At 65.3% G+C, this 26,800-nt stretch carries 30 protein-coding genes; 10 read left to right on the top strand and 20 right to left on the bottom strand.

Going from position 1 to position 26,800, the window contains the following annotated elements:
- The first annotated feature begins 109 nt into the window (after positions 1-109).
- On the top strand, positions 110-1,501 hold the full coding sequence (locus EN851_RS32545) for a hypothetical protein (RefSeq protein WP_135930885.1): 1,392 nt from the start codon (positions 110-112) through the stop codon (positions 1,499-1,501).
- Positions 1,502-1,542: 41 nt separating this feature from the next.
- Here EN851_RS32545 and EN851_RS32540 read toward each other — a convergent pair whose 3' ends face one another.
- The 4 genes from EN851_RS32540 to EN851_RS32525 all read right to left on the bottom strand — a co-directional run bounded on the left by EN851_RS32540 (position 1,543) and on the right by EN851_RS32525 (position 3,800).
- Positions 1,543-2,112, bottom strand: coding sequence for a hypothetical protein (locus EN851_RS32540; protein WP_135916469.1), 570 nt, complete (start codon positions 2,110-2,112; stop codon positions 1,543-1,545).
- Positions 2,109-2,729, bottom strand: coding sequence for a hypothetical protein (locus EN851_RS32535; protein WP_135930884.1), 621 nt, complete (start codon positions 2,727-2,729; stop codon positions 2,109-2,111). The genes EN851_RS32540 and EN851_RS32535 overlap by 4 nt, the downstream gene beginning before the upstream one ends.
- Positions 2,726-3,337 (bottom strand): hypothetical protein, encoded by a 612-nt coding sequence (locus tag EN851_RS32530; protein WP_135930883.1) that lies wholly within the window; start codon positions 3,335-3,337, stop codon positions 2,726-2,728. The genes EN851_RS32535 and EN851_RS32530 overlap by 4 nt, the downstream gene beginning before the upstream one ends.
- Before the next feature lie 100 nt (positions 3,338-3,437).
- Positions 3,438-3,800 carry a hypothetical protein gene (locus EN851_RS32525; protein WP_127870212.1) on the bottom strand — a complete coding sequence of 121 codons (363 nt, stop codon included), beginning with the start codon at positions 3,798-3,800 and terminating at the stop codon, positions 3,438-3,440.
- 181 nt (positions 3,801-3,981) lie between these two features.
- Here EN851_RS32525 and EN851_RS32520 point away from each other — a divergent pair, with 181 nt between their 5' ends.
- Positions 3,982-4,281: a hypothetical protein gene (locus tag EN851_RS32520; RefSeq protein ID WP_127279003.1), complete on the top strand. Its 300-nt coding sequence runs from the start codon at positions 3,982-3,984 to the stop codon at positions 4,279-4,281.
- Between the two features lie 370 nt (positions 4,282-4,651).
- Here EN851_RS32520 and EN851_RS32515 read toward each other — a convergent pair whose 3' ends face one another.
- Positions 4,652-5,347: a helix-turn-helix transcriptional regulator gene (locus tag EN851_RS32515; RefSeq protein ID WP_167531332.1), complete on the bottom strand. Its 696-nt coding sequence runs from the start codon at positions 5,345-5,347 to the stop codon at positions 4,652-4,654.
- A 577-nt stretch (positions 5,348-5,924) separates the two neighbouring features.
- Between EN851_RS32515 and EN851_RS32505 the strand changes: the two genes are divergently transcribed.
- Positions 5,925-6,551, top strand: a complete 627-nt coding sequence (locus EN851_RS32505; RefSeq protein WP_135930882.1) for a GcrA family cell cycle regulator — start codon at positions 5,925-5,927, stop codon at positions 6,549-6,551.
- A 218-nt stretch (positions 6,552-6,769) separates the two neighbouring features.
- On the opposite strand, the gene EN851_RS32500 is transcribed toward EN851_RS32505, so the two are convergent.
- On the bottom strand, positions 6,770-7,132 hold the full coding sequence (locus EN851_RS32500) for a DUF982 domain-containing protein (protein WP_127280334.1): 363 nt from the start codon (positions 7,130-7,132) through the stop codon (positions 6,770-6,772).
- Positions 7,133-7,168: 36 nt separating this feature from the next.
- Entirely contained in the window at positions 7,169-7,450 is a 282-nt protein-coding gene (locus EN851_RS32495) for a DUF982 domain-containing protein (protein WP_135865905.1), read from the bottom strand.
- 92 nt (positions 7,451-7,542) lie between these two features.
- On the opposite strand from EN851_RS32495, the gene EN851_RS32490 reads away from it, so the two are divergent.
- The 3 genes from EN851_RS32490 to EN851_RS32480 all read left to right on the top strand — a co-directional run bounded on the left by EN851_RS32490 (position 7,543) and on the right by EN851_RS32480 (position 9,266).
- The gene (locus tag EN851_RS32490) at positions 7,543-8,205 is read left to right on the top strand and encodes a DUF1376 domain-containing protein (RefSeq protein ID WP_135916473.1); all 663 of its coding nucleotides are present in this window, start codon (positions 7,543-7,545) and stop codon (positions 8,203-8,205) included.
- On the top strand, positions 8,126-8,431 hold the full coding sequence (locus tag EN851_RS32485) for a hypothetical protein (protein WP_135916474.1): 306 nt from the start codon (positions 8,126-8,128) through the stop codon (positions 8,429-8,431). Before EN851_RS32490 ends, EN851_RS32485 begins: the two co-directional genes overlap by 80 nt.
- Before the next feature lie 241 nt (positions 8,432-8,672).
- A complete protein-coding gene (locus EN851_RS32480) occupies positions 8,673-9,266 on the top strand; it encodes a DUF6456 domain-containing protein (RefSeq protein ID WP_135930881.1) in 594 nt (197 codons plus the stop codon).
- Positions 9,267-9,348: 82 nt separating this feature from the next.
- On the opposite strand, the gene EN851_RS32475 is transcribed toward EN851_RS32480, so the two are convergent.
- Positions 9,349-9,669 carry a hypothetical protein gene (locus EN851_RS32475; RefSeq protein WP_127280328.1) on the bottom strand — a complete coding sequence of 107 codons (321 nt, stop codon included), beginning with the start codon at positions 9,667-9,669 and terminating at the stop codon, positions 9,349-9,351.
- A 213-nt stretch (positions 9,670-9,882) separates the two neighbouring features.
- Between EN851_RS32475 and EN851_RS32470 the strand changes: the two genes are divergently transcribed.
- The gene (locus EN851_RS32470; protein WP_135930880.1) at positions 9,883-10,743 is read left to right on the top strand and encodes an NmrA family NAD(P)-binding protein; all 861 of its coding nucleotides are present in this window, start codon (positions 9,883-9,885) and stop codon (positions 10,741-10,743) included.
- Positions 10,744-10,833: 90 nt separating this feature from the next.
- On the opposite strand, the gene EN851_RS32465 is transcribed toward EN851_RS32470, so the two are convergent.
- From EN851_RS32465 to EN851_RS32450, 4 genes are all read right to left on the bottom strand, one after another.
- A complete protein-coding gene (locus EN851_RS32465) occupies positions 10,834-12,861 on the bottom strand; it encodes an acyltransferase family protein (protein ID WP_135930879.1) in 2,028 nt (675 codons plus the stop codon).
- Between the two features lie 349 nt (positions 12,862-13,210).
- Positions 13,211-13,513, bottom strand: coding sequence for a hypothetical protein (locus EN851_RS32460; protein WP_127281324.1), 303 nt, complete (start codon positions 13,511-13,513; stop codon positions 13,211-13,213).
- An 85-nt stretch (positions 13,514-13,598) separates the two neighbouring features.
- Positions 13,599-13,964 carry a hypothetical protein gene (locus EN851_RS32455; RefSeq protein ID WP_135916477.1) on the bottom strand — a complete coding sequence of 122 codons (366 nt, stop codon included), beginning with the start codon at positions 13,962-13,964 and terminating at the stop codon, positions 13,599-13,601.
- Between the two features lie 61 nt (positions 13,965-14,025).
- Positions 14,026-14,613 (bottom strand): TetR/AcrR family transcriptional regulator, encoded by a 588-nt coding sequence (locus EN851_RS32450; RefSeq protein WP_135930878.1) that lies wholly within the window; start codon positions 14,611-14,613, stop codon positions 14,026-14,028.
- Positions 14,614-14,765: 152 nt separating this feature from the next.
- On the opposite strand from EN851_RS32450, the gene EN851_RS32445 reads away from it, so the two are divergent.
- Entirely contained in the window at positions 14,766-15,767 is a 1,002-nt protein-coding gene (locus tag EN851_RS32445; protein WP_135930877.1) for an NADP-dependent oxidoreductase, read from the top strand.
- Between the two features lie 46 nt (positions 15,768-15,813).
- On the opposite strand, the gene EN851_RS32440 is transcribed toward EN851_RS32445, so the two are convergent.
- From EN851_RS32440 to EN851_RS32410, 8 genes are all read right to left on the bottom strand, one after another.
- Positions 15,814-16,479, bottom strand: a complete 666-nt coding sequence (locus EN851_RS32440) for a GntR family transcriptional regulator (RefSeq protein ID WP_135930876.1) — start codon at positions 16,477-16,479, stop codon at positions 15,814-15,816.
- A 48-nt stretch (positions 16,480-16,527) separates the two neighbouring features.
- Entirely contained in the window at positions 16,528-17,271 is a 744-nt protein-coding gene (locus tag EN851_RS32435) for a helix-turn-helix transcriptional regulator (protein WP_135930875.1), read from the bottom strand.
- Between the two features lie 386 nt (positions 17,272-17,657).
- On the bottom strand, positions 17,658-17,747 hold the full coding sequence (locus tag EN851_RS36570; protein WP_189343711.1) for a putative RiPP precursor: 90 nt from the start codon (positions 17,745-17,747) through the stop codon (positions 17,658-17,660).
- Positions 17,748-18,062: 315 nt separating this feature from the next.
- Entirely contained in the window at positions 18,063-19,094 is a 1,032-nt protein-coding gene (locus EN851_RS32430; protein ID WP_135930874.1) for a hydroxyacid dehydrogenase, read from the bottom strand.
- A 390-nt stretch (positions 19,095-19,484) separates the two neighbouring features.
- On the bottom strand, positions 19,485-19,679 hold the full coding sequence (locus EN851_RS32425; RefSeq protein ID WP_127870228.1) for a hypothetical protein: 195 nt from the start codon (positions 19,677-19,679) through the stop codon (positions 19,485-19,487).
- A 66-nt stretch (positions 19,680-19,745) separates the two neighbouring features.
- Positions 19,746-19,949, bottom strand: a complete 204-nt coding sequence (locus tag EN851_RS32420) for a hypothetical protein (protein WP_127278965.1) — start codon at positions 19,947-19,949, stop codon at positions 19,746-19,748.
- Between the two features lie 206 nt (positions 19,950-20,155).
- Positions 20,156-21,364 carry an NAD(P)/FAD-dependent oxidoreductase gene (locus EN851_RS32415; RefSeq protein ID WP_189521990.1) on the bottom strand — a complete coding sequence of 403 codons (1,209 nt, stop codon included), beginning with the start codon at positions 21,362-21,364 and terminating at the stop codon, positions 20,156-20,158.
- A 99-nt stretch (positions 21,365-21,463) separates the two neighbouring features.
- Entirely contained in the window at positions 21,464-22,987 is a 1,524-nt protein-coding gene (locus EN851_RS32410) for a formyl transferase (protein ID WP_135930873.1), read from the bottom strand.
- Between the two features lie 285 nt (positions 22,988-23,272).
- On the opposite strand from EN851_RS32410, the gene EN851_RS32405 reads away from it, so the two are divergent.
- Both EN851_RS32405 and EN851_RS32400 read left to right on the top strand, forming a co-directional pair.
- The gene (locus EN851_RS32405; RefSeq protein ID WP_135930872.1) at positions 23,273-25,402 is read left to right on the top strand and encodes a Wzz/FepE/Etk N-terminal domain-containing protein; all 2,130 of its coding nucleotides are present in this window, start codon (positions 23,273-23,275) and stop codon (positions 25,400-25,402) included.
- Position 25,403: 1 nt separating this feature from the next.
- Positions 25,404-26,744, top strand: coding sequence for a VpsF family polysaccharide biosynthesis protein (locus EN851_RS32400; protein ID WP_135930871.1), 1,341 nt, complete (start codon positions 25,404-25,406; stop codon positions 26,742-26,744).
- Positions 26,745-26,800 lie beyond the last annotated feature (56 nt).

Here is a 26,800-nt window from a genome sequence, read left to right as displayed (position 1 = left end):
GCGGCACCATGGCCGCGTGCAGCGGATGCGCGGCCAGTTCCCGGCCCGGTTGCAAAACATCGGCGCCTTGCTAGAAAGGCTTGGGCGGGTGGCGTCATGAGGGATGCTCATGGTTGCCGACATCATCAGGCCGATCAGCTTGAGTTTTTCGCTGCTGCGGCGCTTCTGGCCGCAGCTCGTGGCGCTGGTGCTGGCCGGGGTGCTGGCCGGCGATCTCCTCCTGCAACTGGCGGCCAAGGTGGCGCTCGCCAACCATTTCGCCGGGCTTGCCATGCTCACTTTGGTGGCGCTGGCGCAGCTGGTGGTGACGGTGGCGATGTTCCATGTGCTGCGGCCGGGCCTGCCCAATGTGCTGGCCGCGCAGCGCGGCGCGGACAAGGCCGCCGAGAGCAAAGTCGCCGGCAAGGAGACGAGCGATGCAGACCGGCGCGGCTCGCGGCTGGTGCGCATGATCACCATCGCGCTGCTGCCGTTCTTCGCCTACTACGCCGCCTGGGGATTTCTTGGCGATATCGTGCGGCAATATTCGCGCGCCTCGCTCGACCAGGCCGGTTTCGGCCAGAGCGGCAATGTGCTCGACGTGCTCGATTCGCGCTGGCTGCTGATTTCGGTCGCCGTTTCCTGGCTGATCCGCCGGCTGGCCAAGTTCATGCAGAGCAGGACCAAGGCCCTTTCGTTCTGGCAGATCGTCGTGGTGATCTGCGAGACCAACTGGATCTTCGTCGGCCTCTACGTCATCAGCCGCTGGAAGGACTCGGCGCTGCAATGGCTGATGAGCCGCAATTTCTGGTCCGTGCTGCAGGCGTCCATCGATGGGCTGGCGAGCCCGGTTCCGGTCGCGACGGCCGCACCAGTGGTGACGGCGGCGAGCGCCGCACCAGTGGTGACGGCGGCGAGCGCCGCACCAGTGGTGACGGCGGCGAGCGCCGCACCAGTGGTGCCGGTCGAGATCACCTCGATCGCGGCCTCGACGGTGGCGGTCAATCTGTTCTTCTACATGCTTTTGCCACTGATCTGGCTGGTCATGGCGGCGCTGATCTACGGCTATGAGGTGCGCGACGACGTGGCGCTGATGCGGGTCAACGGCCGCGTCGAACGGTTCGGCCAGCGCTATGCCGGACTGCCGAAATTCCTGCGCGACTTCGTCGAGCATTTCATCGCCGGCTACCGTTCGCGCTACCTGCCGATCGCCAATGGCGTGCGGCTGACGGTGAGTTCCAGCCTGTTGCTGCTGTGCACGCTGATCGTCGGCTACCGCCTGCTCGACTGGGGCGCCGCCTGGCTGTGGCTTGGCGCGACAAGGCTGATCGGCCCGCACGAGCTCGACGTCTGGCAGATCCTTTCGCATGGGGTGACGCTGCTGTTCGGCAGTCCCTTCCAGGATTCCTCCACCGGCATCCTGATCGAGCCGATCAGGATCTGTTTTCTCGCCGCCGTGCTGGAGACGGCGTTTTCGCTGTCGAAGGGGGCGGGGAATGGAGTTAGTGAAGCCGCGGCGTAGGCGTGCGTTCCTCTCCCCGTATAGTGACGGGGAGAAAGTAGCTATTTCGGCGGCCTTTGAAAACGAAGATACCACGGCCGTTCGCTGCCCAGGCCGACGGCCGGGCGGATGGTTTTTACGGCGTCCTCGGGCACGATGAAAGTGTCGCCGATGGTGATGACGTCGCCTTTCCTGGCGCCGGAGAAGATCGCCTGGGCGCAGGTCGTCACGCCGTCGGGCAGGCTGACGCCGCTGATGAAATCGGGCATCCAGCGGCGCCCGGCGGCGTCGGTCAGCATCAGCTTGCAGCCCAGCCAGTGTTTCCGCAGGTCCGGATCGCCAATGGTCACGGTGAAGGTGGCGATGACGGCCAAGGCATGGTCGGGCAGGCGGCCGGCCTTGCCGCCGCGCAAATCGGCCAGTTCCCAGCCGCTGCCGCCGAACGGCACGGCCTGGCCGAACTCGACATCCCTGGCGATGAGGTCCTCGCCATGCAGCCATTCGCGGACGCTGTCATAACTGGTCTCGGCCAGTGTCAGCGGCAGCAAGATGGCGAGCGCCAACAAGCCGCCCCGGCGCCATTTTCGCTCGGCTTGCGGGTCGACGGCCCGTTCCGTCGAAACGGCGCTCATGTCTTGCCCTGCGGTGTCTGGCCCTGCGATGTCTGGCCCGGCGCGGCATCGAGGTCGAATTCCGGCAGGATGTCGGACGGCTGGCCGTCAGCGCCGGTCGGCAGCGCATCGAGGCTGATGCGGGCCTGCGCGTCGAGCGGGCCGAACTGGCGCGCGGCGATCAGCAGCCTGGCGCCGCGGATCTGGTCCGATGGCACTTCGAAGACGAACAGGCCGCGTTTGTCCAGGCCCGGATCGACGCCGTGCGGCGGCATGTCCTGGCGGTAGCCCAGCCGCTCCGTCTGGTGATAGCGCAACCCGATCGGGCCTTGCCAGGTGCCGTCGGCCACCGCCGTGGAAGCGCCGGTCGCGGTGAGGCTTGTCGTCGCCACCACCCACAGGCCGCTGGTCGTCAAAAGCTTTTCCTGGCCGAACTGGCTGGCCTTGAGCTGGCGCGCGAAGATCACCTTGTCGAGCCGGACAGCGAAGCTGCGCGCGCGCACCGTGTCGTTCATCGCGCCATCGATGGGAATTGGTGCGGTGAGGTCGGCATAATGCGGCTTCGTCACCTGCATGCCGTAGCTCAGCGCCACGGTCGCGCAAAGGACCGCCAGATTGCCAAGCAGGCGTATTCTCATGAGCCGCTCTCCGGCTGCCCGATCGCCGGCTGCCCAGTCGCCGACAGGTCGGTGACCGGCAAGGTGACGGTGCCGAGCCGGTAGGGATTGTACCAGCCGGGCGCGCCATAGAGATTGTCGCGCGGCTTGAAGATCTCGGCGGTGACGCCGAAGGCGAGATTTGCCGGCACGGCGGCGTCGCCGGCAAGCGGCCAGACATAGGCCATGCGCTCGGTCATCCCCGGATGCAGTTCCGGCGTCATCGTGGAATCGCGTGTCAGCACGATCATCGGCGAGGAGTCGGGCAGGACAATGCCGTCCGGCGTGAAGACGTTGAAATAGCCCTTGTCGGATTGCGCGGTGCGGTTGGTCATGTCGACTTCCAGCACCAGCGCCTTCTGGCCTGGCTTCAGCGGCACGCCATGGACCCCGGCATGGCTGACATAGGCACGCACCGGCTGCAGGCGCCAGCGTCCGGCGTCGATGACGGCGTCTGGCGGCAATTGTGGTGGACCATGGGCGGGCAGGGCGCCAAACGCCCCCATCACGCCGGCGACGAACAAGGCGGCGATGGTTCCCGCGCCGGCCGTTATCCAGGTCTGAATTTTTGAGCGGGCGGTCTTGAACATTCCAAACCATGCACGTCGAACGAACAGCCACCCACCCGCAATCTAGGAAGAAAAGGCAGGGATTGGAACCCGCAAATGGCTGGTCCAACCGTGCCGAGCCTCAGGCTGCTTCGAGCGCCCAGAGATGATGGCCGTAGCGACGGAAGAAGCGCGCGACGAGACGCTGCTCTTTCGCCCTGGCGAGATCGGGCAAGCGCCGTTCCTGGCGCCAGCGCGGCATGTTGCGCCAGCCGGCGATGAAACGGCCGGCATCCTCGATGGCTTCATGCGCCGACAGCGCCGGGCCGATCGCGGCCAGGAACAGAGGCTCCGACTGCTTCATTTCGTCGATGACGGCCTTGCGCCTGAAATGATCGAGACGGGCTTGCGCGATGCCGTTGCGGCGGATCGCCTCGAAGGCTTCGAGCAAGGCGGGACTGTCGCCGGTGTAACCGCAGGCGCGGGCGAAATCGGCGGCATCCATTCTTGCTCCCGCATCCAGGCGCGGGTCATTCCACGCCGACTCACATATGCAAGGTGTATATAAGCATAACTCAAACAGGCATAGAAGAAAGACTTTTGGAGGAGTTTGGAAACTGCGACTCGACTCCCGCTTCAAAACACGGGAAGATAGGAACAAATCAGAAACAAAAGGACAGGGGATGATGGCGTTGCCGGGCAGGGAAGCAGTGATCGCGCAGGTCGCCTCGCTGTCGGTCGAGTGCGCCGATTGCGGCCGCAACAGGTGGTGGCGGCCCGATCAGTTGAAGCGCTTCGGGGTCAACGGGAACACGCCGCTGGCCGCGTTGTCGGGCCGCATCGTCTGCTCGGCCTGCCGTGCCGACGGGCTGCCAGGCACGGCGATCTCGATCCAGGCAGCGTTCATCGACGAGCGCCAGCGCGTGCGCAGCGAGGCACGGATGCTGGGCGATCGTGAGGTGCTGGTGGAGGCGAGGCGGGCTTGAGCAAAGGACGTGCCGTCATGGACGATTTCGCCAACATTGTGACGCGATGCGGCAACCCAGCCCCTTCTCCCCGTCACTATACGGGGAGAAGGTGCCGGCAGGCGGATGAGGGGCGGCGCTGATTTGGCGGAATTGAACTTCTATTCTGATGGTGCGAGGGAGTTTGCAAGCTTGATCGTTTTCTTTGAGGTGGCATTCGAGACGCCACTTGCCGAAATCTTGGTGCTGCCCCTCATTGTCCTGCCGGACATTTCTCCCCGTATAGAGACGGGGAGAAAGTAAGCTGTTGCGGATGGTTTCGCCAAATATCAACGGTTAAGAACGCCGGCGTGCCGGTGAGGGCGGCCTGGATCCGGAAAGGCAGGCGCTCCTAATACCCCAGCAGTTCCTTCAGCGGGATGACGCGCCAGACCTGCTTGATGGCGTAGCGGTTGAAGGTCAGCGTCTTGGGCGGATTGTACTGCTCGACCACCAGCTCGCCCGCCGTGCGCCGGACCAGTTTCTTGATGAAGGCCTTGCCGTTCTTCTCGTTCTCTTCCGGGAAGGTCTCGATCACGACATGGTCGCCCGGCACCGCGTCGCGGCCGCCGCAATAGATCATGTCGCCGGGTTCATAACGCGGCACCATGGAATCCGAGAGCACGTGCAGCGCGAACACTTTCGGCAGGTTGCGGACTCCCGGCGGACGCTGGACGTATCCTGCCGGTTCGCCGTTGAAGGTGAAGTCGCCGTCATCACCGCCGACGGCGGCGCCCAGCACCGGAATATCCATCGCTCCGGCCGGCAGGGGGCCGGCATCGGTGACGATCTCGGCGTCCGCCACCGGGCCGGCATCGTCGAGGAAGACGACCTGCCCTTGGCCCAGCGCCACGGGGTCGACACGCAGGAAGGCGGCGGTCTTCAACAGGTTCTCGGTCTTGGGCAGGTTGCGCCCGGTTTCCCAGTTGCCGACGGCGGCGACATCGGTGTCGTTGTGCTCGGCGATGTGGCGCATGACCAGGCCGCGCTGCTTGCGTGCCTGGCGGATCGCGGCTCCGACCCTGATCGACAGTTGCGTTTTCACCATGGCCTCATGTGACCGACAAGTCCTGCTTTCGTCCATGAAAGATTGGCTTGCATCAATTTTTGAGTTATGCTTATATCACCTCATGCAAAAGCTCAACCCCCTCAGAGTCGACAACGCCTCCGGCCCGGCCTTGCCGGGCGCCGCCCTTTCCCTTCCGTCCCGGCTGTCCTCCTCCCCGGCCGGGGCGAAGCGCGAAGCCGATTGCCTTGACGCATCGGCCTCGCGTCCGGTCCGCCCTTCAGCGGCGGCCGGAACGGCCGGAGCCGCCGCTCCCCGCGGCTCCGGCCCCCCATTCGACGCGGCCGCCGGGTGTTTCCTGATCCGCACGCAGGACCGCACCGTCATCGCCGACGAGCCGACGACGGGCAGGGCGGTTTCCGCCCCCGACAGGGACACTGCGCGTCCGCGGCTTGACGCGCCCGTCGACCGGCCGGGCTGAAAGCAGCCCTTCCACAAGCAATCCCCGCGGCCGACAGGCCGGACCACGGCCGGCAGTCCCATCGCGGCTGTGGGCAAACCCGACGCTTGCCTGACGGCGCCGTTCGCGGCGGCCGCTGGCCGCGCAATGGAGACCGACATGGCAAGCTATAGCGACAGCGAATTGCAGGCGATTGCCGGCTGGCTGAGGGACGGGCTTTCGGCCTCGAGGATTGCGGCGGCGTTCAGCGTACAGCGCGGCGCGCGCGTATCGCGCAACGCCATTATCGGCATCGTCCACCGCAACGCCATGCTTGGCGCGATCGGCTTTGCTAATGGCAAGGGCCTGGCGGCGCGCACGGCGATGGCCAAGGCGGCGAGCCGCGCCGCCAAGGCGGAAAGCAGCCGTGCCGGCGCCACCCCGCAGCCGGCCAAACCCGCCATGCGGCCGAGGCGGGCTCCTTCGCCCGTCCGGCCCAGGCTTTTCCAGCGCGAGGCGGGCGTGCTGATCGCCGATGGGCAAACCTACCGTTTCAATGTACCCGCGCCGCCACGCGGTGCCATCGGCCGGCAGCCGCATGGCGTGGCCATGCGCTTCATCGACTGCCTGTTCAACCGCTGCCGCGCGCCGCTCGACCTGACGCTGGAGGACGATCCTCGAAATGATGCGCCCGGCGGGCGGCCTGGCCAGGAGATGCTGTGCTGCGGCATGCGCACCAGGGCGATGAAAAGCTACTGCACCTACCATCAGGCACGCTTCCAGCGTCGTGTTTGCGAGGCCGGCTGAAGGGTTGATCCCTTCTCCCCGGTCACGGGGAGAAGGTGCGAGCAGGCGGATGAGGGCAGCGGCGACATAACGCAATTTGGAGCTTCAGCGGACGCCAAACTGTGGAAACGCTGGCTCTGCCCGTCATTGCCCTACAGGGCATGCTCCCCGTTCATGGGGAGAAGGACGCTCCGCGAAATATTGGGAGAATTGCCTTGAACAACTATCGCGCGGCACCGCTATTTCGGCACCTGGCGGCCCTGTTTGGGCTGGCGGCTCTGTACGGTGCGCGGCTCCAGCACCATCCCTGGGCCGCCTCCGGCAACCAGTATGCCGGTAACGCGGGCAAAGCCGGTGAACACTTTGATCGCGTCGGATTGCGAGATCTGCGCCGCGATGGCCGCGCTGCAGGCGTTGAGCGCGCTGCGGTAGACATGGCCCCGCCGCTCGATCGGCCAGCGCTGCAGGAAATCGGCGGCGTCGCTGACGGTCTCGATCTCCTCGACATGTCCGTCCAGGGACACTTTGAGCGGCACTCCGGTTTTCATCGTACCCACGGCGTTCACCTTCGGTCCAGGCGCGGCTTTCAAGCCGACGCTCATAAACGCACAAGGCTGGCAGGCGGTTGCATCGCCGTCTCAGGGGCTCGCAGCGGCGTCGAGCCATTCATGCGCGCGGCTTCTTGGCTTGGCCACCAATATGCCCTGTTGCCTGGCCGCCTCGCGGAAGGCTTCGAAGGCGGGGCGCGGACAGCAAGTGCCCTCGACAGCGAGCCTGACAAGCCGTGCCGCCTCGAGATAGGCCGGCGCGGTCTTGTCGGGCCATTGGTGACGAAGCGCGGTCGCCGCGTCGGCCACCGAGCCGACCAGCATGGTCTTGTTGTCGCAGAAACGCAGGGTCACCGGCATGAAGGCCGTCATCGGCAGTCCTCTCCTTGGTTTGGACGCGTCACAACGTCCGGACCGGGGGCTGGTTCCATTAGCGCGGCTGGAAGCACGGCATGGAGCGCGGCATGAGCGAACGGCCTTTCATGCAGCTCTACGTCTCCGATTTCGTCGGCGACACGTTGCAGCTCTCGACCGAGCAGATCGGCGCCTACATGCTGCTTCTCATGGCAATGTGGAATGCCGGCGGGAGCTTGCCCGACGATGACGCCAGGCTGGCGCGCGTGGCGCGCCTGCCTTTGAAACGATGGCGGGCGATCAGCGCCGAGCTGCTGGCCTTCTTCGAGCGCGAGGGTGGGGAGATCGGCCACGGGAGGCTGACGAAGGAGCTGCGCAAGGCGCGGCTGAAGAGCGAGGCGAGGGCGGCCGCCGGCGCGCGCGGCGGAGCCGCCACCGCCTTGAAAACAAAGGCGCATGCCAGGGCAAATGCCGATGTTTTGGCGCGGCATTCTCCAGAGTCCAGAAACCAGATGGAAAAAGCTTCCGCTTTTTCAGCGCGCGGGGCGCGCGAAGGACCGGAGATTTCGATTGGGGGCCGTGAGGCGGCTTCGGGATCGCGCGGCCCGGGCCAGCGCAAAAAACCGCGGGGTTGGATCAGGCCGAAAACCCACAGCGACGCCGCCAATGCCATCATCGAGGAGATCCGCGGATATGACCACGGCCGAACTGCAACAGGCGACGAAGGCGCTGGCGGCACTGTTCTCCTGCTTCCCGCAATCCGCCCTGACTGACGTCGAGATGCAGCTGCGCGGCTATCTCGGCGCCGTCAGGGATGCCGAGCTGGGCGACCTGCAGGCCGCCATCCAGCGCTTCGTGCGCGGCGAGGTGAGGAGCGGCAACGCGCAGTTCTGTCCTTCGAGCGCGCAGCTCTGCATCGAAGTGCGCGAGCGCAAGGTGATGCGGGAACTGCTGGCGCGTCGGGGTGGGCAAGCGCCGGCAAAACAGTTGACGGGATGATCATATCCGACAGGTCCGAGGGACAGCGCCCCCCTCTGGCCTGCCGGCCATCTCCCCCTCTTGGGGGGAGATCGGATGTCGCTACTGCTTTCGCCGATCTCCGGCGTAGCAGGAAAAGCGGTACCGACGACGCAGCCAATCTCCCTTCCAAGAGGGGGAGATGCCCGGCAGGCAGAGGGGGGCGCGAAGGATCGCGACCTCTCTTGGAAAACACACCCCGACCCCCAAAAGGAGCCACCGCATGCCCAAGAAAACCAAATCCGCCAAACCGCAGGCGCCGAAGCTGCCGAAGGGCGAGGCCGAGCAGGTGCGCATCCGCCGCGAGGTCGGTCATGATTTCGCGCTAAGGGAGGATGCCTTCGGTCGCAAGCGGCTGACATCCGGCACGGCGGAGGCGCGTCGCGTCTACGAGGTGTCGAATAACGGCCACACGTCCACCGGCGGCATCGTGCGGGTGCGCAATGTCGATCCGCTTCTCGGCATCACCTCGCTGTCGCGCCAGCAGCGCGAGGCCGGCCTGCGCTACCGCGAGCATTTCCGGTGCAGCCAGCAGGCCGATATCAAGCCGATGCGCTGGACGGAGCGCGTTGACGGCGGCCGCGCCGGCGGCGGCATCGCCGACAGCGTGCTCAACGCCGGCCGCGCGCACGCCGCCGCGACACGGGCGCTCGGGCATTGGGACGTGGCGACCGTCGTGCAAAAGGTCGTGTGCCTGGAACAGCCGGTGAAGGCCGTGGCCGAGCAGGATGGCGAAGGCCGCGATGTGGTGACGAAGCTCTTGAAGGTGGGGCTGGATCTGCTGGCCGTGCACTATGGAATGATGATGGGACGCTAGCACCGCCCGGCCAGCGATGCGTACCGGCAAATTCGCAATGTTTATCCGGCCGGTCAGATGCCGGCCGGATCAGTTTGAACGGTCAATAGCGGCAGACGCGCACTCGCTCGATCACGCGGTGGTGATGCCGCCAATGCTTCACCAACTCGGTTTGGCAACGATGATGGTACATGCCGTAGTAGCGCGGCCGATAGCCGTCGTTATACATGCTGTAACGGTAGTGGTTGCGGCCGTAATACGGGCCATAGTCGGAGTAGTCGCGATAGTAGCGATGTCTGGGAACGTAGTAATCGTCATCATAGCCGTTCCCGATGCCGAGCGTGATGCTGGAGGCATTGGCGGGAGCGATTACCGCCACCGCCGAAGCGACTGCTATCACCGATGCAAGCAAGAGTTTTTTCATGACAACCTCCTCTGTAAGGTGTGTCTAATAAACGCCGGGGACGCGACCCTGTTCCCATAAATCGGTGGATCGATGGGTTCGCACCCTATGTCGTGGCGGCGGAAGCACCTCTCGCGGAGCTTGGCCGCACCTGTCAGCATGGTGAGGCACATTTTGAACCTCAGCCGCCACTATCCATTTCCCCTATATGCAACCAGGAAGGGAGATTGGACCATGAATATCATTCTTGGCGGTACCGGGCGTGTCGGCTCGGCGACGGCAGCGACGCTCCTGCGGCTGGGCGAACCGGTCACGGTGGTGACGCGCGACGAGGCCAAGGCGGCGGCTTTGGCCGCGCAAGGCGCCGAGGTGGCAGTGGCCGACGTGCTTGATGTCGAGGCGCTGCGTGGCGTGTTCAGGCGCGGCACAAGGGCATTCCTGCTCAATCCGCCTGCCGATCCTTCGACCGACACGGATGCCCAGGAGCGCAGGACGGTGGCGGCGATCGCCGCGGCGCTGGAAGGTTCGGGGCTGGAGAAGGTCGTGGCGGAATCGACCTATGGCGCACGGGCCGGCGAACGCACCGGCGACCTGACCATCCTGCATGGGCTGGAAGAAAAGCTGCATCGTCAGCCCATCGCGGCCAGCATTATCCGCGCCGCCTATTACATGAGCAACTGGGATGCCTCGCTGGAGACCGCCAGGCGTGACGGCGTGGTCAACACGCTTCTCCCGGCGGATTTCGAACTGCCGATGGTGGCGCCACGCGACCTCGGCGAAGCGGCGGCGCGCTTGTTGATGGAGCCGCTGGAAAAAAACGGCCTGCATCATGTCGAAGGACCGTCGCGTTACACGGCCAGGGATGTCGCCGCGGCCTTTGGCGAGGCGCTCGGCAGGCAGGTCAGCGTGGTCTCGGCGCCACGCGAGCGTTGGGTGGATGCGTTCGAGGACATGGGGTTTTCGCCTGAAGCCGCGCAATCCTATGCGCGCATGACGGAGGTAACGGTCGACGACACCTATGATCCGCCGACCAGGCCGGAGCGCGGGAAGGTGACGCTGGAGCGATATGTGGCTGATTTGGTGGGGGCTGGCTGATTTGGCACGGGCCGGTTGAATGAGCAAAGGACAAACGCCGCGCCTGCCGGCACCTCCTCCCCGTGAACGGGGACAAGGGAGCCAAGTCGATCAAAACAGGGCCTTTTCCAGCGGTCCTTCCAGCGTTTCGGCAAAGGCCGTCGCCAGATGATGGCGGTCGCGGAAGGCGAGCTTGCCGCCGATGAACACGTGGCATTCGGTCGGGCCGCAGAAGCGGTCGGTCAGGTCGACATAGAGCGTGTCTGGCACGCTTTTCACCACGGCCCGCTCGGCGGCCGCGACGTCGTCATTGGCGGCCTGCGCCCTCGGCGTGTCGCACAGCGACGGCGCCTCGCGCCACCACAGCGCGCGGGCAACGCAGGCGTCCGCGAAGCTGCCGCCGATCGGCGTGTCGCGGATGACGGCGGTTTCGACACCAGCCTTGCTGAAGGCCTGCAGCGTGGAGCGCAGGCCGGCCTGCCAGCGCGCGGTCTCGGCCTTGCGGCTGGCGGCGGACATGTCGCGCGTCAGATTGCCGATCGAGAATTCCGAGATCACCACCAGGCGCGGCTTGCGGCGGATGATGGCCGCTATCGCCTGTTCGCGCCAGGCGTCGCATTCGGTGTAGTCGCGCTTGAGCACGGCGTTGAAGGTCGACAGCCGCGAGGCGCGGCACGAGGATTTGAGGTAGGTGACGACTTTGGTGTCGTTGCGTTTTGCCGCCGCGACCAGCGGCGTCGACCAGTGGTCGGCATGCGAATCGCCAAACAGCACGATGGTGTGGGCGGCGTCGGCCGAGCCGAAGGTGCAAGGTTTCGGTTTCACCGTGTGGAAGTCGAGCAGGCAGTTCTTGTCGACGGCGCGCGCGATGGAAGGCTGTTCGGCCGCCTCCTCGATGCCGCGCTGGGTGGGGTCGATGTTGCGCGTCGCCAGATGCGCGTTGGCGTAGGCCGCCGCCACGCCGGCGGCGGTCAGCACAAGGGCCGGGGCGAGGGCAAGCCCTGGAAAAAGCCGAAGCGGTTTTGCGGCCGGACTGGCGTTGAAGCGAAGGGCCCGTGCGGCCGCCGCCAGCCAGTCGCCGCGCCGCGCCGGGTTCTCGACCAGCCGGTAGGTAGCCGCCGACAGCGCCATCGCCAGCACGGCGCAGCCGAGGCGCTGCGCCACGCCGAGGTCCGGCTCCAGCATGCCGGCATAGACGATGATGGGCCAGTGCCAGAGATAGAGCGAATAGGAGAGTGTGCCGACCCATTGCAGGGGCGCCAGCGAGAGCATGGCGGCGGGCGCCAGGGCCTGCCAGCGGGTGACGCCCGGAGCGTCGCCCTGCTCGCCGGCACCGCTCAGGAGCACCAGCACGGTGCCGGCCACCGGCAGCAGCGCGTACCAGCCGGGGAAGGGCAGGTCTTCGCTCAAGGCGAGATAGGCGACGGCGATCAGTGCCAGGCCCAGCCACCCCTGTGCCGCCCGCAGCCAGGACTGATGCCGCCACAAAGCGGGTGAGGCGAACGTCGCCAGGCCGCCGGCGGCGAATTCCCAGGCGCGCAGCGGCGAGAAGTAGAAGGCCCAGGCCGGCGAGAGGCTGGTGAGCCACAGGCAGGTCGCGAAGGAGCCGAGGCCGACGATGCCGATCACGGCCACCACCATGCGCCGGCCCGGATGCAGCCAGGCGGCAAAGACAAGCAGTGCCGGCCAGACGAGGTAGAACTGCTCCTCCACCGACAGCGACCAGAAGTGGATGAAGGGGTTGCTCAAGGCATCGGCGGCGAAATAGTCGAACGACCAGCGCAGCAGCCACAGATTGATGGTGTAGGCCGCCGCATACATGGCGCCGCGCGAATAGAGCGCCTGTTCCTGCGGCGCCAGGATGAAGGCGCCGGCGGCGAGCGTGGCCAGGATGACGAAGATGGCGGCCGGCAGCAGGCGCCGGGCGCGCCTGGCATAAAAGCGCCACAGGTCGAGCCGGCCGGTCTCCGTGATCTCCTGCATCAGATGCGTTGATATCAGCCAGCCGGAAATGACGAAGAAGATGTCGACGCCGGCGAAGCCGCCGGGCAGCGCCGTGAGGCCGAAATGATAGGCGACGACGCCGCCGACCGCCAGCGCGCGCAAGCCCTGTATATCAGGCCGAAACGATGCCGCCACGAGGCCTCCTTGGTGCAGCCCAGCCCCCCAAGGTCCAGCTCTTGCCAATCTCGGCCGGACGGGCCGCTATCGCAATGCAACAAATCTTTCGCAGTGCAACATGGCCAGAACAAGGAGAGGCGATTTTGCCGCTTCATGGAAGCAGGGCGACCGTGTCGATCGACGGGAACAAACTCGCGGCGTCAGGCTGAACGCAGGCGGAACCGATCGCAACGGCTCGCCTTCGACGACGTTAGCATCATTCGGTGGGGCGAGCCCGGCGAGGGCGCGCAGGGCGGCAAGGCAAAGCGGCGGCATTCACAAAAAACAGCCCCGCGAGCGGGGCTGTCTCCAGGGCCGCGCCACGTTGTCAGCTGCCGCCGTTCAATTTCACGCTGCTGCAGAATTCCGGATGCGTGTTGGTCGGGCTGGCGTTCTTGACCTCGTCGGCGCAGGCGGTCTTCATAGCCATCTGGTCTTCGGGCGTCAGCGCCTTCCAGGCTGTGACGAAGGCGTCCTTGCCAACCATCGTCTTCATGCCGGAATCCGTGTAGAACGGCTTCATCTTGGCAGGATCATCAAGAGCGGACGTTCCCTTGTTGGATCCTGCGAGAGCCGAACCGGTGGCCATTGAAAGCGCCATTACGCCAAGACAGATCATCTTGATGTTCATGATTGGGTCCTTCCCTGTTGCTTTGTGACCGTCGAAGCAACGATCAAGCTTTCAACGAAAAACTTTGCCTGGAAGTTCCGGATTTTCAGGCAAAAATTCCCCAAACTGGTAAAAATATATTCAGGAACATCTTGAACGCCTTGCGAAATTCCAAGGTAATCCAGCGCAGCTCCGGAAATTTGCTTGAATCGGCCAAATTTCTCCCGCCGCCATCGCGGCGTGCCTCTGGAGTTGGCCAGGCCTGCCGTCGCTTGGACAAACTTCGCGATTGGTGGATGGTTCCGGAGGCCCCGGACATGGCCGTTCGGCGGCGCAAAAAAACCCCGCCGGCGAGCCGGCGGGGCATTGAGTGGAGGGTCTTGTCATCGCCCGCGAGGCGATCGCGCAGCAACGAGGACGGCCGCCGGAAAGTTTCAGCGTTCCATGCCTGTTTTTGCAGCCATGGTTGCATTGGCCTCGGCCGGCTCCGGCCCGGCAGCCCCGGCCCAGCGGGAGGTCTGCCGTCCAATCCTCTACGGCGCAGCGTCGCTTCCGCGCGGCTGCGCCAGTGACCGGGCCGCATCCGCCCCGGCCGCCAGGATGCGATCCGACAACTCCGCGCCCTCCACCGCGCGGGCCAGTTGAAGCGCGCCGATGAGCGTCGCGAAGATGCCGAATGCCACAGCCTCCGGATCGCTTGCATGCGGCGGGAGAGCGGCCGACACCTGCCGCACCAAAGTCATCAGGCGTTCGGTGTAGAGCTGTCGCGTTTCCGGCTGCTCCCGCGCGATTTCCGGCAACAGGGCGGCGGAAGCGCAACCCATGCCCGGACTGTCGCGGTGCTGCGCCGACAGATAGGCATCTATGGCCGTCGCCAGGCCGCCGGAGGCCAACACCCCGGCGATCTGGCCTGACTGGCCCTCCAGCGCCGCCGCCACGCATTCGCGAACAAGTGCCGCCTTGGAGGGAAAGTGCGGATAGAAGGCGCCGTTGGTCAGTCCGGCGTCGCTCATGATGCTTGCCAGTCCGGAGGCGGCGATGCCGTCGCTCCGGAACCGTCGCGTGGCAACCTCCATGATCCGGCCGCGCGATGCGTCCTTGCGGCCCTTTTCGTAACGCATGTCTTTCCTTTCCATGCTCTATTGCATTATGACCATAGTCTGATATTACGAACATAATTCAATCGACGGAAGAAAGCTAGCCCCGACGGGTTCTGGAGCATCAAAATGAAAACGCATTCCGGCAAGACCGCAATCGCGAGAGAGCCAGTACGATGAAAGCCTTTGTCGTCGACAAATATCAGAAGCAGGGCGCGCTGCGGCTCGCCGACATGCCGGAACCCGAACTGCGGGACAATGATGTGCTGGTCGAGGTCCACGCCGCCGGCGTGAACCTTCTGGATTCCAAGCTCCGGGACGGGGAGTTCAAACTCATAGTGCCTTATCGGCCGCCCTTCATCCTGGGCCACGACGTGGCCGGCATCGTCGTGCGGGCCGGATCGAAGGTCCGCAAGTTCAAAGCCGGCGACGAAGTCTATGCACGGCCGCGCGACGGCCGGATCGGGACATTCGCCGAACTCATCGCCTTGGATGAGGCCGACGTGGCCCTGAAGCCAAAAAACCTCAGCATGGAGGAGGCGGCCTCCATTCCGCTGGTCGGCCTGACCGCCTGGCAGGTGCTGGTCGAAAGGGCAGGGCTGAGGAAAGGCCAGAAGGTCTTCATCCAGGCTGGCTCCGGCGGGGTTGGCACGTTTGCCATCCAACTGGCGAAGCACCTCGGCGCGACGGTTGCCACAACGGCGGGCGTGGCGAGCACGGACCTGGTGAAAAGGCTCGGCGCCGATGTCGTCGTCGACTACCGCAAGGACGATTTCGAGAAGGTCCTGCAGGGCTATGACGTCGTCGTGAACAGCCAGGATGCCAAGACGCTCGAGAAATCGCTGCGCGTGCTGAAGCCGGGCGGGAAGCTGATTTCCATCTCCGGTCCGCCGGATCCCGGGTTCGCCAGCAAGCAAGGCCTGAACATCGTGCTGAAGCTGGTGGTGTGGTTGCTCAGCCTCGGCATACGCCGCAGGGCCAAACGCGCCGGTGTCGACTATTCCTTCCTGTTCATGTGGGCGCAGGGCGACCAGCTGAGCCGGATCACGTCGCTCATCGAAACCGGCATCATACGCCCGGTCATGGACCGGACCTTTGCGTTCGAACAGACCAACGAGGCCTTGGCCTATGTCGAAACGGGACGTGCCAAGGGCAAGGTGGTCGTGAAGGTCCGGTAGGACGGTCGGGAGCCGCACGACCCAATTCGCGGCGATGCCCGGTTGGCTAGCCCGCCGGCCCTGTCTCGATCTCCTGGAGATAGAACGCCTTGCTCGGCTGCAGGTGGTCGACGCAGAGCTGCGCCAAGACCCAATTGTCGCTGCGTTTCAGCGCCTCGATCATCATCAGATGGTGCTGGCGCGAGATGTCGAGCTTGTCCCGGTCGGCCAGCGAATTGGCCCGCACCGGCAGGCTGAGACGCATATAATGCTCGATCGAGGACACCAGATAGGCATTGCCGCAGGCCGAGAACATGGTGAGATGGAAACGGTCATTGGCCTCGTGGATGCCCCTGAGGTAGCCCGCGTCGACATGGCCGCTGTAGACGTGGTGGATCTCGGTCAATTCCGCGATCAGCGCGTCGCTCGCCGGCAGGCGGATCATCAGCGCGGCCTGGCGCTGCAGCATCTCGCGTACCTCGTAGATCTGGCGGACCTCCTCGGGCGCGAGCCGGCGCACCATGGCGCCCTTGTTGCGCTCGCGCGTGGCGACGCCGAGCCTTTCCAGCTGGTAGAGGGCCTGGCGGATGGTGTGGCGCGAGACCGGGAAACGGGCCAGAAGCACGTCCTCGACCAGGCGCGTGCCGGGCGCCAGCCGGCCGAAGATGATGTCTTCCTCCAGCGCGTGGACGATATCGGCTTCCTTGCCGCCATAGTCGACCGTGTTGAGCATCGCGACTCTTTCGTTGGCCCGGCCAAATCATCATTGGCCGCGACCACTCTAGCCTTCGCGCGCGAGGCTGGCCACAAGCGGATCGAGGCGCGGGTCGTCGAGGCTGACGACGCCGGACATCCGCATCGCCTGCCGCAGGCTGATCCTGCCGACTTCCTGGCGCATGATGACCGGCAAACAGGCCGGCCCCGCTCCCGTCAGGACGAAGGCCCGGCCGACCAGGACCGGTTCGGAGAAGGGCGCCCATTGCACGGCCACGATCGACGGCTCGCCGGTCTGGCGGCGGTTGATGGCGGTGAAATAGATCCAGTTCAGGCGTGAGATCGCCACGCCATAGTGCCAGCCGAGCGCGCGCGCGCCGCCTTGGCGATTGCCCTCGGCCCACCGGGTCACGCGCCGGAACGTCACCAACTCCGCCTCGCGCCGCACGAAGGTGACCGACCGCATCAACACATCCGGGCGCTCGGGAACCGCGAAGTAGGTGAAATAGGTGCCGCCGGCGATGGCGGGGCAGGGGCCGCGCACCATGTTGGCGTAAAGCGTTTCATGTATCGGCGCCAGAAGGACATGTCGCTGCGCTGCGGCTTCCGGCGCGCGGTACAATTCATCCTCGTCGATGCGGAAATAGTCGCAGATCAGCCTCGCCGTGGCCCTGTTGGGCAAGCTCTTGCCTTGCAGGTAGCGCTCGAACTGCGAGCGGTTCATGTTCAATCCGCGGCAGACGGCGCTCACCGACGCGTGGCCGCTGACCAGCCGTTTGAGATTCGTGGCAAGATTCCTGCGAATTGGCACGACACCGTCCCCCCGAAGACGTCCGGACCATTATTCAAGCAATTGCTGATATTGCGCCAATCTCGCACAACATCGCTCGGGCGCGAAAGGGGACCTTCGGCCAATGTCGCTGCAAAAATCGCTGCTTGCGGGCCGACATGGAAAGGCCCGCCACCGACGCGACTCGTGACGGGCCTTCTGGAGTACGCCGGGCTTCTTACCGCCCGGCCATTTGCAAAACCTGCCGGCGCCGCGATCGTTCCATCACAACAGGAGGCCCGGCAACTCAGCCTGGCAACTCAGCCTGGCAACTCAGGGGAAACGGCTCTCGGGCCTTGCGGATCGTCGAAGTCGTCTCGCGCCAGGACGCGAGACCTCGCATATCCCTCAGGTTTCAGGCCTTCGATTCAGATACAAATCGAGGTGCAGATACCCGCGGTAACCGCCGACAGTTTCTCGCGCTTCAAGAGCGTCGGCTTGGCGTAGGTTTTCTTCATGGCCCTATCCCTCGATTCAAGCGGCCTTGCACGGTGAAAGACAGGAAACCGCCGTGACCGTGGACAGTTTCTGGCGCTTCAGAAGTGTCGGCTTGGCATAGCTTTTCTTCATTTTCGTTCCCTTTGCCTAGGCTTGCCCGTCGGATCTGACGCAAAGGAAGGGCGAAGTCAAAACGTTTCACCTCCAGGGAGCATGCATCGTCGATGTTTTAGCTCTTGCTGATGCCAAAATCACGCATAACAGACGCGAAAGCCGACAATCCCAGCGATTATCTCGTGCCTGGCTGCCGGTCCCGGCATGGGGATAGGCCGGGCCTAGTTCCTGTCGGACGGCCTCGAGCGCATCCTCGACACCGTCTCGCGCTCGGCGCGTTTGGAGCGCAGCGGCGGCAGGCCGCGGTCGATCAGGTCCATGTCTTCCAGCACCATGTCGCCCATGCGCTTGAAGGCGATGTCGAGGGCGCCGGCGCGGTGGGCGGAGCGCAGGAAGCCAGGGAGCGTGCGCACGGGATGGTCGCCCGCCAGCGGCTCTTCGGGAAAGACGTCGCTGGCGGCAAGGATATGGCCGCTCTTCACCGCAGCCATCAAGGCGGGGAAATCGACGACGCCGGCACGGCTGAGCAGGATGAAGGCGGCGCCCTTGCGCATCCTGGCGAAAGCATCGGCGCCGAGAAATCCCTGGTTTTCGGAGGTCACCGAGGCAACGACGAAGACGAAGTCGCTTTGCGACAGCACCTCGTCCAGCGCAGCCGGCTCGACGCCATTTTCCCTCAGGATCGATGGCGGCAGCCAGGGGTCGAACACCTTGGTGCGGGTGCGGAAGCCCGACAGCAGGCGGTTGAGCGCGCGGCCGAGGTCGCCGAAGCCGATGATGCCGACATCGGCGCCCGAAAGCAGCCGCGCGGTCCGGTTGCCGTCGCCGCCCCACAGCTCGTGCCCCTGGCGGAAAGCGAGGTCGGCGTCGACGATGCCGCGGGCAAGGTTGAGCGCCATGGCCAGGCCCAGCTCCGCCACCGGCTCGGCGAAAACCAGGCCCGTCGTGACGACATGGATGCCGCGTGCGAACAGCGTTTCATAGGGCATGTTGTCGAGGAGATTGCTCTCGACGTTGAAGACACAGCGCAGCGCCCGCATCGCTTCAAGCGTCTGCGGCGAGATCGGCGGTTGGCCGACGATGTAGCGGGCCTCGGCCAGCACCCCGGCCGGCAGTCGCGCCACGCCGTCCGGCGTCGTCTCGACGATGCGGTAATGCGCCCTGAGCCGCGCCAGCTGCGGCGGCGTGAAGATCAGCTCGAGCGTGCGCGGCTCGGGCGCGCTGATGACCAGCGGCAAGGCGATGTCTGACATGGCAAGATCCTCCCGAAGCGGCTTGTGGCGCTTTCTCGGTCCTAAATCTATCCCGGACCAGCGGATTTAAAAGCACGGCAGACCGATTTACTCGGTGCAGGAACGTTTCGCTCAAAATCGCGACAGCCGTCCTGACGCAATTGACATTCGCGGCGAAGCCGGTCTTCTCTGCGCTATTCAACAAAGGGGGCAATAGCAAATGAAGAAATACGAGAAGCCAACCTGGCAAAAGCGCGAACGGCTTTCGGCCGTCACCGCGCTCGCTGGACCTTCAAATTTGCCGCCGCCGCAATGACTGAAACCGCCGGGCGAGCCTGAAGGCATTCGCCTGCCGAAACAAAGGCGCGATCGGTCGATCGCGCCTTTTGCTTTTGCGGCATGAACACGCCGTCACCTGCGCCGCTTTGGCGGTGCGGGCTTCTGTTGCTCCTCGCTTGGCTCGGCGGACAGCCGCTGCTTGCGAAGGCGGGCGGTCTTTGCGTCGCGGGCCTGCCGCTCGGCGTCGAGGATGATCCGCGACTCGCGATCCGCTCTCTCAAGCTTTTGCTTGTCGACCAATCGGGCCACTTCGTTCTCCGCCGGCATGTCACATTCCCTGAAACCAACCGTGTGCGGCAAGGTTCCGCCGGATGCCGGCCGCGCGCGATCGCGTCAGGATTTTGCCTGGCCTGACCGCTCGGCGCGATGACCGGCCTGCCAGCGGGTCAGTTCGCGCTCGGCTTCGGATATGGTCACGCTCATCAAGCCGTCGAATTCGGCCATGGCTTCCATGTGCCCATGATCAATGATGGATTTGCGAAGAATGCGCATCGCCAGAATAGCATCCTGCAACGCGCGGTCGATATTCTTGACCATGACAGGATCTCCTGCGGGCATAACCTGTCGGCGCGCCGCTGGTTCCGACTGAACGGCGTTGGATCTGCTTTTTTCAGCGCTATGTCGTTGTGCTGGAGAAGCGCTCCCCTTCTGCTTCCTCCTCTCGCGGGGAGGACGGAAGAGGCGCTGTCCCCCGGATAGCACCAGGGAAGTGCCTTCGATGGCGATGAAGGGTGGGAAGCCCCTCAGGCCAGCCCCGGCTCGCGCCGCAATCCCAAATGGCGCACCTTGCGGCCAATGATCATCAGCCGGCGTGCCGTGTTGTTGCGCAGGCGCCGCGCGCGCCATTCCAGTCCGGTTTCGGTGGTGATCTGCTTGGCGTAGACGCTCACACGCATGCCGGCCTCGTCGGAGGCCACCTTGACCGGGTCGTCATAGAAGGTGGCGATCTTGTCGGCCGCCATGCCTGGTGTTTCGAGCCAGGCGGGGATGTGGACCGAGGAGAGGCGCTCGACGTCGACCATGACCCGCCCGATGCCGACGCCGGGTGTCGGGCATGTCGTACAGAACGCGTCGCCGATGAAGACGACCCCGTCGCGGCGATGGCCCTGTGTCGTGGTCAGATTGACCTGCCGGACCTCGACGGGACTCGCGACAGCGAAGTTGCCGCATTGCGCCGATATTTCGGGCATCAACTCACAAAGCATCTTCTGCGGATCGGACCGGAAATCCCTCGTCCATTGGTCGGCCACGGTGTGATAGACGAACATGTTGGCCCGCATCTTGTCGCCGAGCGGAAAAACGGTGAGATAGGCAACGCGGTCCGCCGCCCGCTTGCCGTAGCAGGTGACGGCCGGGAAGGCGCATTCGTCCCGCGGAATGGCGAGGTCGAAGCCCATCGAGAGCGAATGCGCCTTCGACAGCTCGACGCGCTCGACGCCGATGGCGCGCCGCACCGCTTCGCTGTAACCGGTGGCCACCACCAGCAGGCGGGAATTGATGACCCTGCCGTCGGCCAGCACCAGGCGCTGCCGGTCCGGCCCGGTCGAGACCTCGGCGACCTTGCCGACGGTGATCGGCACTTCGCGCGGCAGCGCGTCGCGCAGGCCGTTGATCATCGAGCCGTAGGAAAATGTGTATTCCCACTTCTGCTCGCGGGCGAACAGCTGGCCCAGGCGAAAGACGTGGACGTCGGTCACCGAGGTGACGTTGCGCATGACCGTCTCTTCGAGATCGAGCCTCGCGAAGAGCCGCATCTGATCCATGCCGATCTTCTCGGCCCTGAACTCGTCGTGATGGACGCGGTGCGGGTCGATCAGCGCTACCTTGCGCCCGGACTTTCCCAGAACCATTGCCAGGGTCGTGCCCGCCATTCCGGCGCCAACGATCGCCACGTCGACTTCGGCCGGGACAGCCTCGACGGTGGTCATCTCGCTGCCCTTCATGCTCGTCATCTTCTGTCTCCACAATCTGTGGTGGAATATATCTTCCGGACCCTGATCAACCTCAAGCAACCAGCGCGGGTGGCTGGTAGCAACAAACGTTTAGGTTAACTACGGCCGCCTCTTCTGTTTCCAGCGCGGCGCGATCGCCGAGCCATCGATGAATTCCAGGCCGCCCGCCTCGTTGAGCGTGTGCAGCTTGCGTCCACTCCATAGCGCGCCAGGAGTTAAGATGGTCTCGACAAGCTGGTCCATGCCGTTCAAATCAAGGTGAGTGAGGCGTGCGATGCCAAGGGCGCCGCCGTAGCTCCTGCGGCAGTCCTGCACCGGGCGCAGCAACTGGCCATCGCGTTCCACCATGCGTCCGGCCGGCCGCGCCGAGGCGATGTCGATCAGCACCGGATTTTTGGGATGCGGCGTCCAGGGACCGCGAAAGTCCGGCGCCGACCATAGATGCAGTTCATCGGAGAACGCGCCGCCACCGTCCCGGGCGGTGCCTTCACCGTCCCGGACGGTGGCGAACAGCCACCACATGCCGCCATGCTCGACCAGGGTGGCGTCGCTGGCGACGATATCGGACAGCAGCGTCGCCTCCTTCACCCATCCACCGGGGAAGGCGGTGGCGCGGTAGAGATCGACCGTGCGGTTGGCGCAGCTTTCGGGCACCATCCAGACCTCGCCATCACGCTCGAAGACGAAGGGGTAGGACAGGTGGTAGGGCAGGTCGAGCACCGGCTCCGGACGGCCGATCGGCCCCGACGGGCCGAACGGCACCGCCGAGATGATGGCGCGGCCCAGACGGTGGATATAATCCTCGACGAACAGGGTTACCTGTCCCTGGTAAAGGATCGGGAACGGATCGGCGTAGAAGCGGCTGCCGTCGTCGGGCAGCTCTTGCCAGCCCGATGCCGGATGGGCGCGCAGGTCGAACAGGTCCCGGCCGCCCGTCTCGCGCCAGCCGACCTTCCAGTGCGGGGCGTTGTAGCAGAGATGGTAGATCTTCTGGACGATGCGCCGCGCCAGCGCCTTGCCCGCCCTGACGCCGAGCTTGCCGGCCGAGGGCAGCGACGGCGCGGGCCTGCCGTCCGCCGGCTCGGGCAGGACGGGCAGGGCGCCGCGTGCAGCCCCCGTCACCGCCGCCAGGATCAGGCTCGCGGTGCGCGCCAGCATGTCCTGGAAGGCGGCAAGCGCGATGCCGCCATATTCGGTTCCGAGCCGCCCTTCGGCGACGACGGCGCCGTTCTCCTCGATGCGGGCCAGCGGCGTCCGGCCATCGAGGATCGACGCCAAAAGGGCGGCTTCGCCGGCGGCGCCGTCATAGGTCACACGCCAGACGCGCGTTGCCTCCTGCCGCGCGTCGCCGCACAGGTCGAGCACGAGGTCCGGCAAGGTCGGCGGCCGCGTTTGATAAGGTGCCAGGGCCGACAGCGGCAGGCGCTTGGCCAGCCCATCGGCGGGCAAGCCATGGATGACCGTTTCAAGCTGGAACAGCGCGGCTATGCTGCCTGGGACGCCGCTTCCGCGCGGGCGTGCGTCGACGCTGACCTCGACATTGGCGAGCGCCGCCAGGCGCCGCAGCAGCAGCAGGTGGAAAGCACGGAGGCAGTCGCTGTCCAGGCGCAGGCTCACCTGCATGTCGCACCCCTAGAGTTCTGATGGTCGGTAAGCTGGCCGGTGTTCGATTTTTGGGCACGAGAGATGGGCAACGGTCGGACTGGAGAAAGGTGGCGCTCCATTTCCATTCGTTTCCCGCTCGCTTGCGCCCTGTCAACACGGCCCGTGTCTTTGCTACGCAAACTCCGTGCCAGAAATCAGAAGAGCTCCCAACATAATTAACAGTGTTTTAACAGTTGGAGTAATAGCTAGGCTGAAGCCGCAATGTAATCTTTTGGGGCACACGGAGTGTTGTCGGAGCGACCTTTGCAATCATCCCTGCTCTCGTTGCCGCAACAACACGCTCCGGAGGTGATGCAATATGCGCCGGAGCCACCACCGGCCGCGTCCTATCCATCCTCGAGCGTCGAGCTGGGTGACCTGAAGCGCATATTGGTGCGCCGCCGCTTCCTGATCCTCGCCACCGCCGCGCTGCTGACCCTTGGGGCGCTGCTCTATGGACTGTTCACGCCGGCGCTCTACAGCTCGGTGGCGGAAATCATCGTCGATCCGCAAGACCTGCAGGTGGTCACCAACGACGTCAATCCGAGCCGGGTTCCGCCTGATGGCGGCATCACCATGGTGGAAAGCCAGGTTGCCGTCGTCCAGTCGAGCGGCGTGCTGCTCAGGGCTATCGCGGCAACCAACCTGACCGAGGATCCCGAATTCAACGGGCAGGGCGGATTGCTGAGCCATTTGCTCGGCGGCGTGCTGGGTTCGGGGTCGGCCGAGACCGACAAGACGGGCAAGACACTCGATGCGCTGCGCCGGCGGCTGGCGGTCAAGCGGGCCGACAAGGTGCTGGTCCTCGACGTGATCGTCACCGCCAAGAGCGCCGACAAGGCGGCGAAGCTCGCCAATGCCATCGCGCAGGCCTACCTCGCCGACCAGGCGAGCGCGCGCGCCAAGATGGCCACGGATGCTTCCGACTCCATCACCGCGCGGCTGGAAGAGCAGCGCAAGCGCGTCCAGCGGGCCGAGAATGCGGTCGAGGCCTACAAGTCCGCCAACAACATGGTGATGGCCGCGGGCAATCTGGTCAGCGACCAGGAACTGACCGAGATCAACACGCAGCTCGCGGCGGCGCAAAGCCGCACCGCGACGCTGAAGGCGCAGGTCGACCAGTTGCGCCGGTCCGGCGGCGCACCAGACGCGACCTCGGAGGCGATGCGCTCGGCGGTGATTTCGAGCCTGCGGGCGCAGGAGGCGACGCTTGTCGACCAGGTTTCGCAGCTCGGCACGGAACTCGGGCCGCGCCATCCCTCGATGATGGCGGCCCAGCAGCAGCTACGCGACACGCGCCAGCTCATCGCGCGCGAACTCGGCCGCATCGTCGCCGCCGCCGAAACCGACTATGAGCGGGCGCTGGCCAACCAGCAGGCGCTGGAGGCCAAGGTCGCGGGCATGAAGAGCAAGTCGCTCGACACCGACCAGGCCTCGGTCAAGCTGCGCGAATTGCAGCGCGATCTCGAGGCGGTGCGCTCCGTTTACGCAACCTATCTGCAACGGGCGCAGGAAACGCGCGAGCAGGTCAATGTCGACAGCACCAATGCGCGCATCATCTCCGACGCCATGCCGGCGCTGAAGAAGAGCTGGCCGCCGCTGTTGCTGCTGGTATTCGGCGCGTTCTTCGGCGGTCTGGGGCTGGGTACCGGCCTGGCGCTGATCGCGGAATATTCATCGCCGACGGTGCTTTCCAGCGCGCAGATGCAATCGGCCATCGACGCGCCCGTGGTGGGCGTGCTGCCGGCAAAATCGGCGCGCCGCCGCTGGTGGCCTTTCGGCGGCACCACCACGCCGGCCGGACAGAAGATGGACGCCGTCGCCGGGCTGGCGCTGAGACGCCTGTTCTCTTCCAGCCGGCGCCCGCCGGACTGGCCGCTGGTGCCGTCCGTCCTGCTGACGTCGGCGCCTGAGGACGCCGCGCAGCGGGGCCGGGTGGCGCGCCTGCTGGCCAACGCGGCGGCCGCCAGGGGCAGCCGCGTCCTGTTCATCGACACCAACAATGCCGGCGGCCAAAAGGAGCCGCAGCCAGGCCTGCTCGACGTGCTGCGCGGCGAATATGCCTTCGAGGCGCTGAGCCAATACGCGCCCGGCAGCAACGTCGCGGTTCTGGGCAAGGGCCGGCCAAAGGCTGCCTTCTCCGAGGCGCAGGGCGTCTATTTCACGCAGCACATGCTGGCCCAGGCGAGCCGCAATTTCGAACTCGTCATCGTCGACGGAGGCGCGCTGGCCGACAATCTCAACGCCTCGCCGCTGGTTGCCATGGTCGACGAGATCGTGCTTGTCGCCACGCTCAACGCGACGCCGATGCGCGATGTCACGGCGGCTTCGCAGGCCATTTCCGTCATGGGGCGGTTGCCGACCGGCGCCTTGCTGGTCGACGAGGCGGCCTGACATGGCTGCCATCCGGGGTGCCGCCCGGTCCGCCACCCCAGCCGGCTGGGCCGGCCAGGGTCAAGTCGCGGCCGCGCCCCGTGCCGGCAATTCCCTCGACTGGGTGACCGGCTACGGCCTAGTCGCGGTTGTCGCGTTGCTATTCAGCATCTCGGGCGGCATGCTGTGGCTGGTGGGTTACAATTACGACGGCCTGACCGGCAATCCGGCGACCAAGATCCATCCCTCGACCTATCTGCTCGTGCTGATGTTTGCCTGGCGCGCCTGCACCTTCGGCAACCCGGTCGGCTACACGCTGGCCATAGCCGACAGGCGGCCGGCGAGCGCGCTGCTGGCCGTCATGTCGATCATGCTGCTGGTCGTCGTCATCGTCAGGCAGCGCCCCGGCATGGCCGGCATGATCGACACTTTCGTGGCGCCGGCGCTGCTGGTGATGATGCTGGCCGAGGACGACGAAAGGACGTTCGCCCGGATGCGGACCGTCGTCCACGCGGTCATGACCGTGAACGCGCTGCTGGCGCTGTTCGAGTTCGCCACCAAGACGCTGGTCTTTCCCTACCGGCTCGACGGCGAGGTGTTCATGAACGACCTGCGCTCGACGGCGCTTCAGGGCCATCCGCTGTCCAACGCGACCATCACCGCGATCTACGTGCTGGCGCTGCTTTCGGGTTCGCGATCGCTGTCCATGCCGATGCGGCTCGGGCTGATCGGCCTGCAATGCGCGGCGCTGGTCGTGTTCGGCGGGCGCTCGGCGATGGTGACGACGATCGCGCTCGGCGGCATCTACCTGCTTTTCAGTGGCGTCGCTTATCTGCGGCGAGGACGCATCAGCCTGCCGGGTGCCGCCCTTGCGGTCGTGCTCTGCTCGCTGCTGCCGGTCGTGCTCGCCATGCTGTTCTCTTACGGTTTCTTCGACGCGCTGCTGGAACGCTTCGTGTCGGACAGCGGCAGCGCCAATGCCCGCGTCGAAATGTTCGAGCTGTTCAAGCATTTCGAACTGCGCGACCTGATCGTGGGGCCCGATATCGATCTCATCGAAAGCCTGCGCCGCATCAACGGCCTCGAACAGGGCATCGAGAACCCGATCATCCGCCTGGTGCTCTATCAGGGCGCCTTCTTCACCCTGCTGTTGTTCTTGGGCTTCGTACTGTTCATGCACGAAGTGGCGCGCCGCTGCCATCCCGGCATCTGGCTGACGATGCTGGGCTGGCTGATCCTGCTCAACACCTCCGAAAGCCTGGCGTCCAAGACGACGCTGATGACCAAGTTCGTGGTGATCGCGCTGGTGCTGTACCGGCCGGCAAGGGCGATGGGGCGAGGAGTACAACGGTTGCAAGGGTAGCGCTCTACGGCGCCCCCCTCTGCCCTGCCGGGCATCTCCCCCACGAGGGGGGAGAT

Origin of the sequence: Mesorhizobium sp. M8A.F.Ca.ET.208.01.1.1, assembly GCF_004791315.1 — a bacterium.
Lineage (GTDB): Bacteria > Pseudomonadota > Alphaproteobacteria > Rhizobiales > Rhizobiaceae > Mesorhizobium.
The sequence above is the reverse complement of the archived record's forward strand: the minus strand, read 5'-3'. Positions and strand labels throughout refer to the sequence as shown.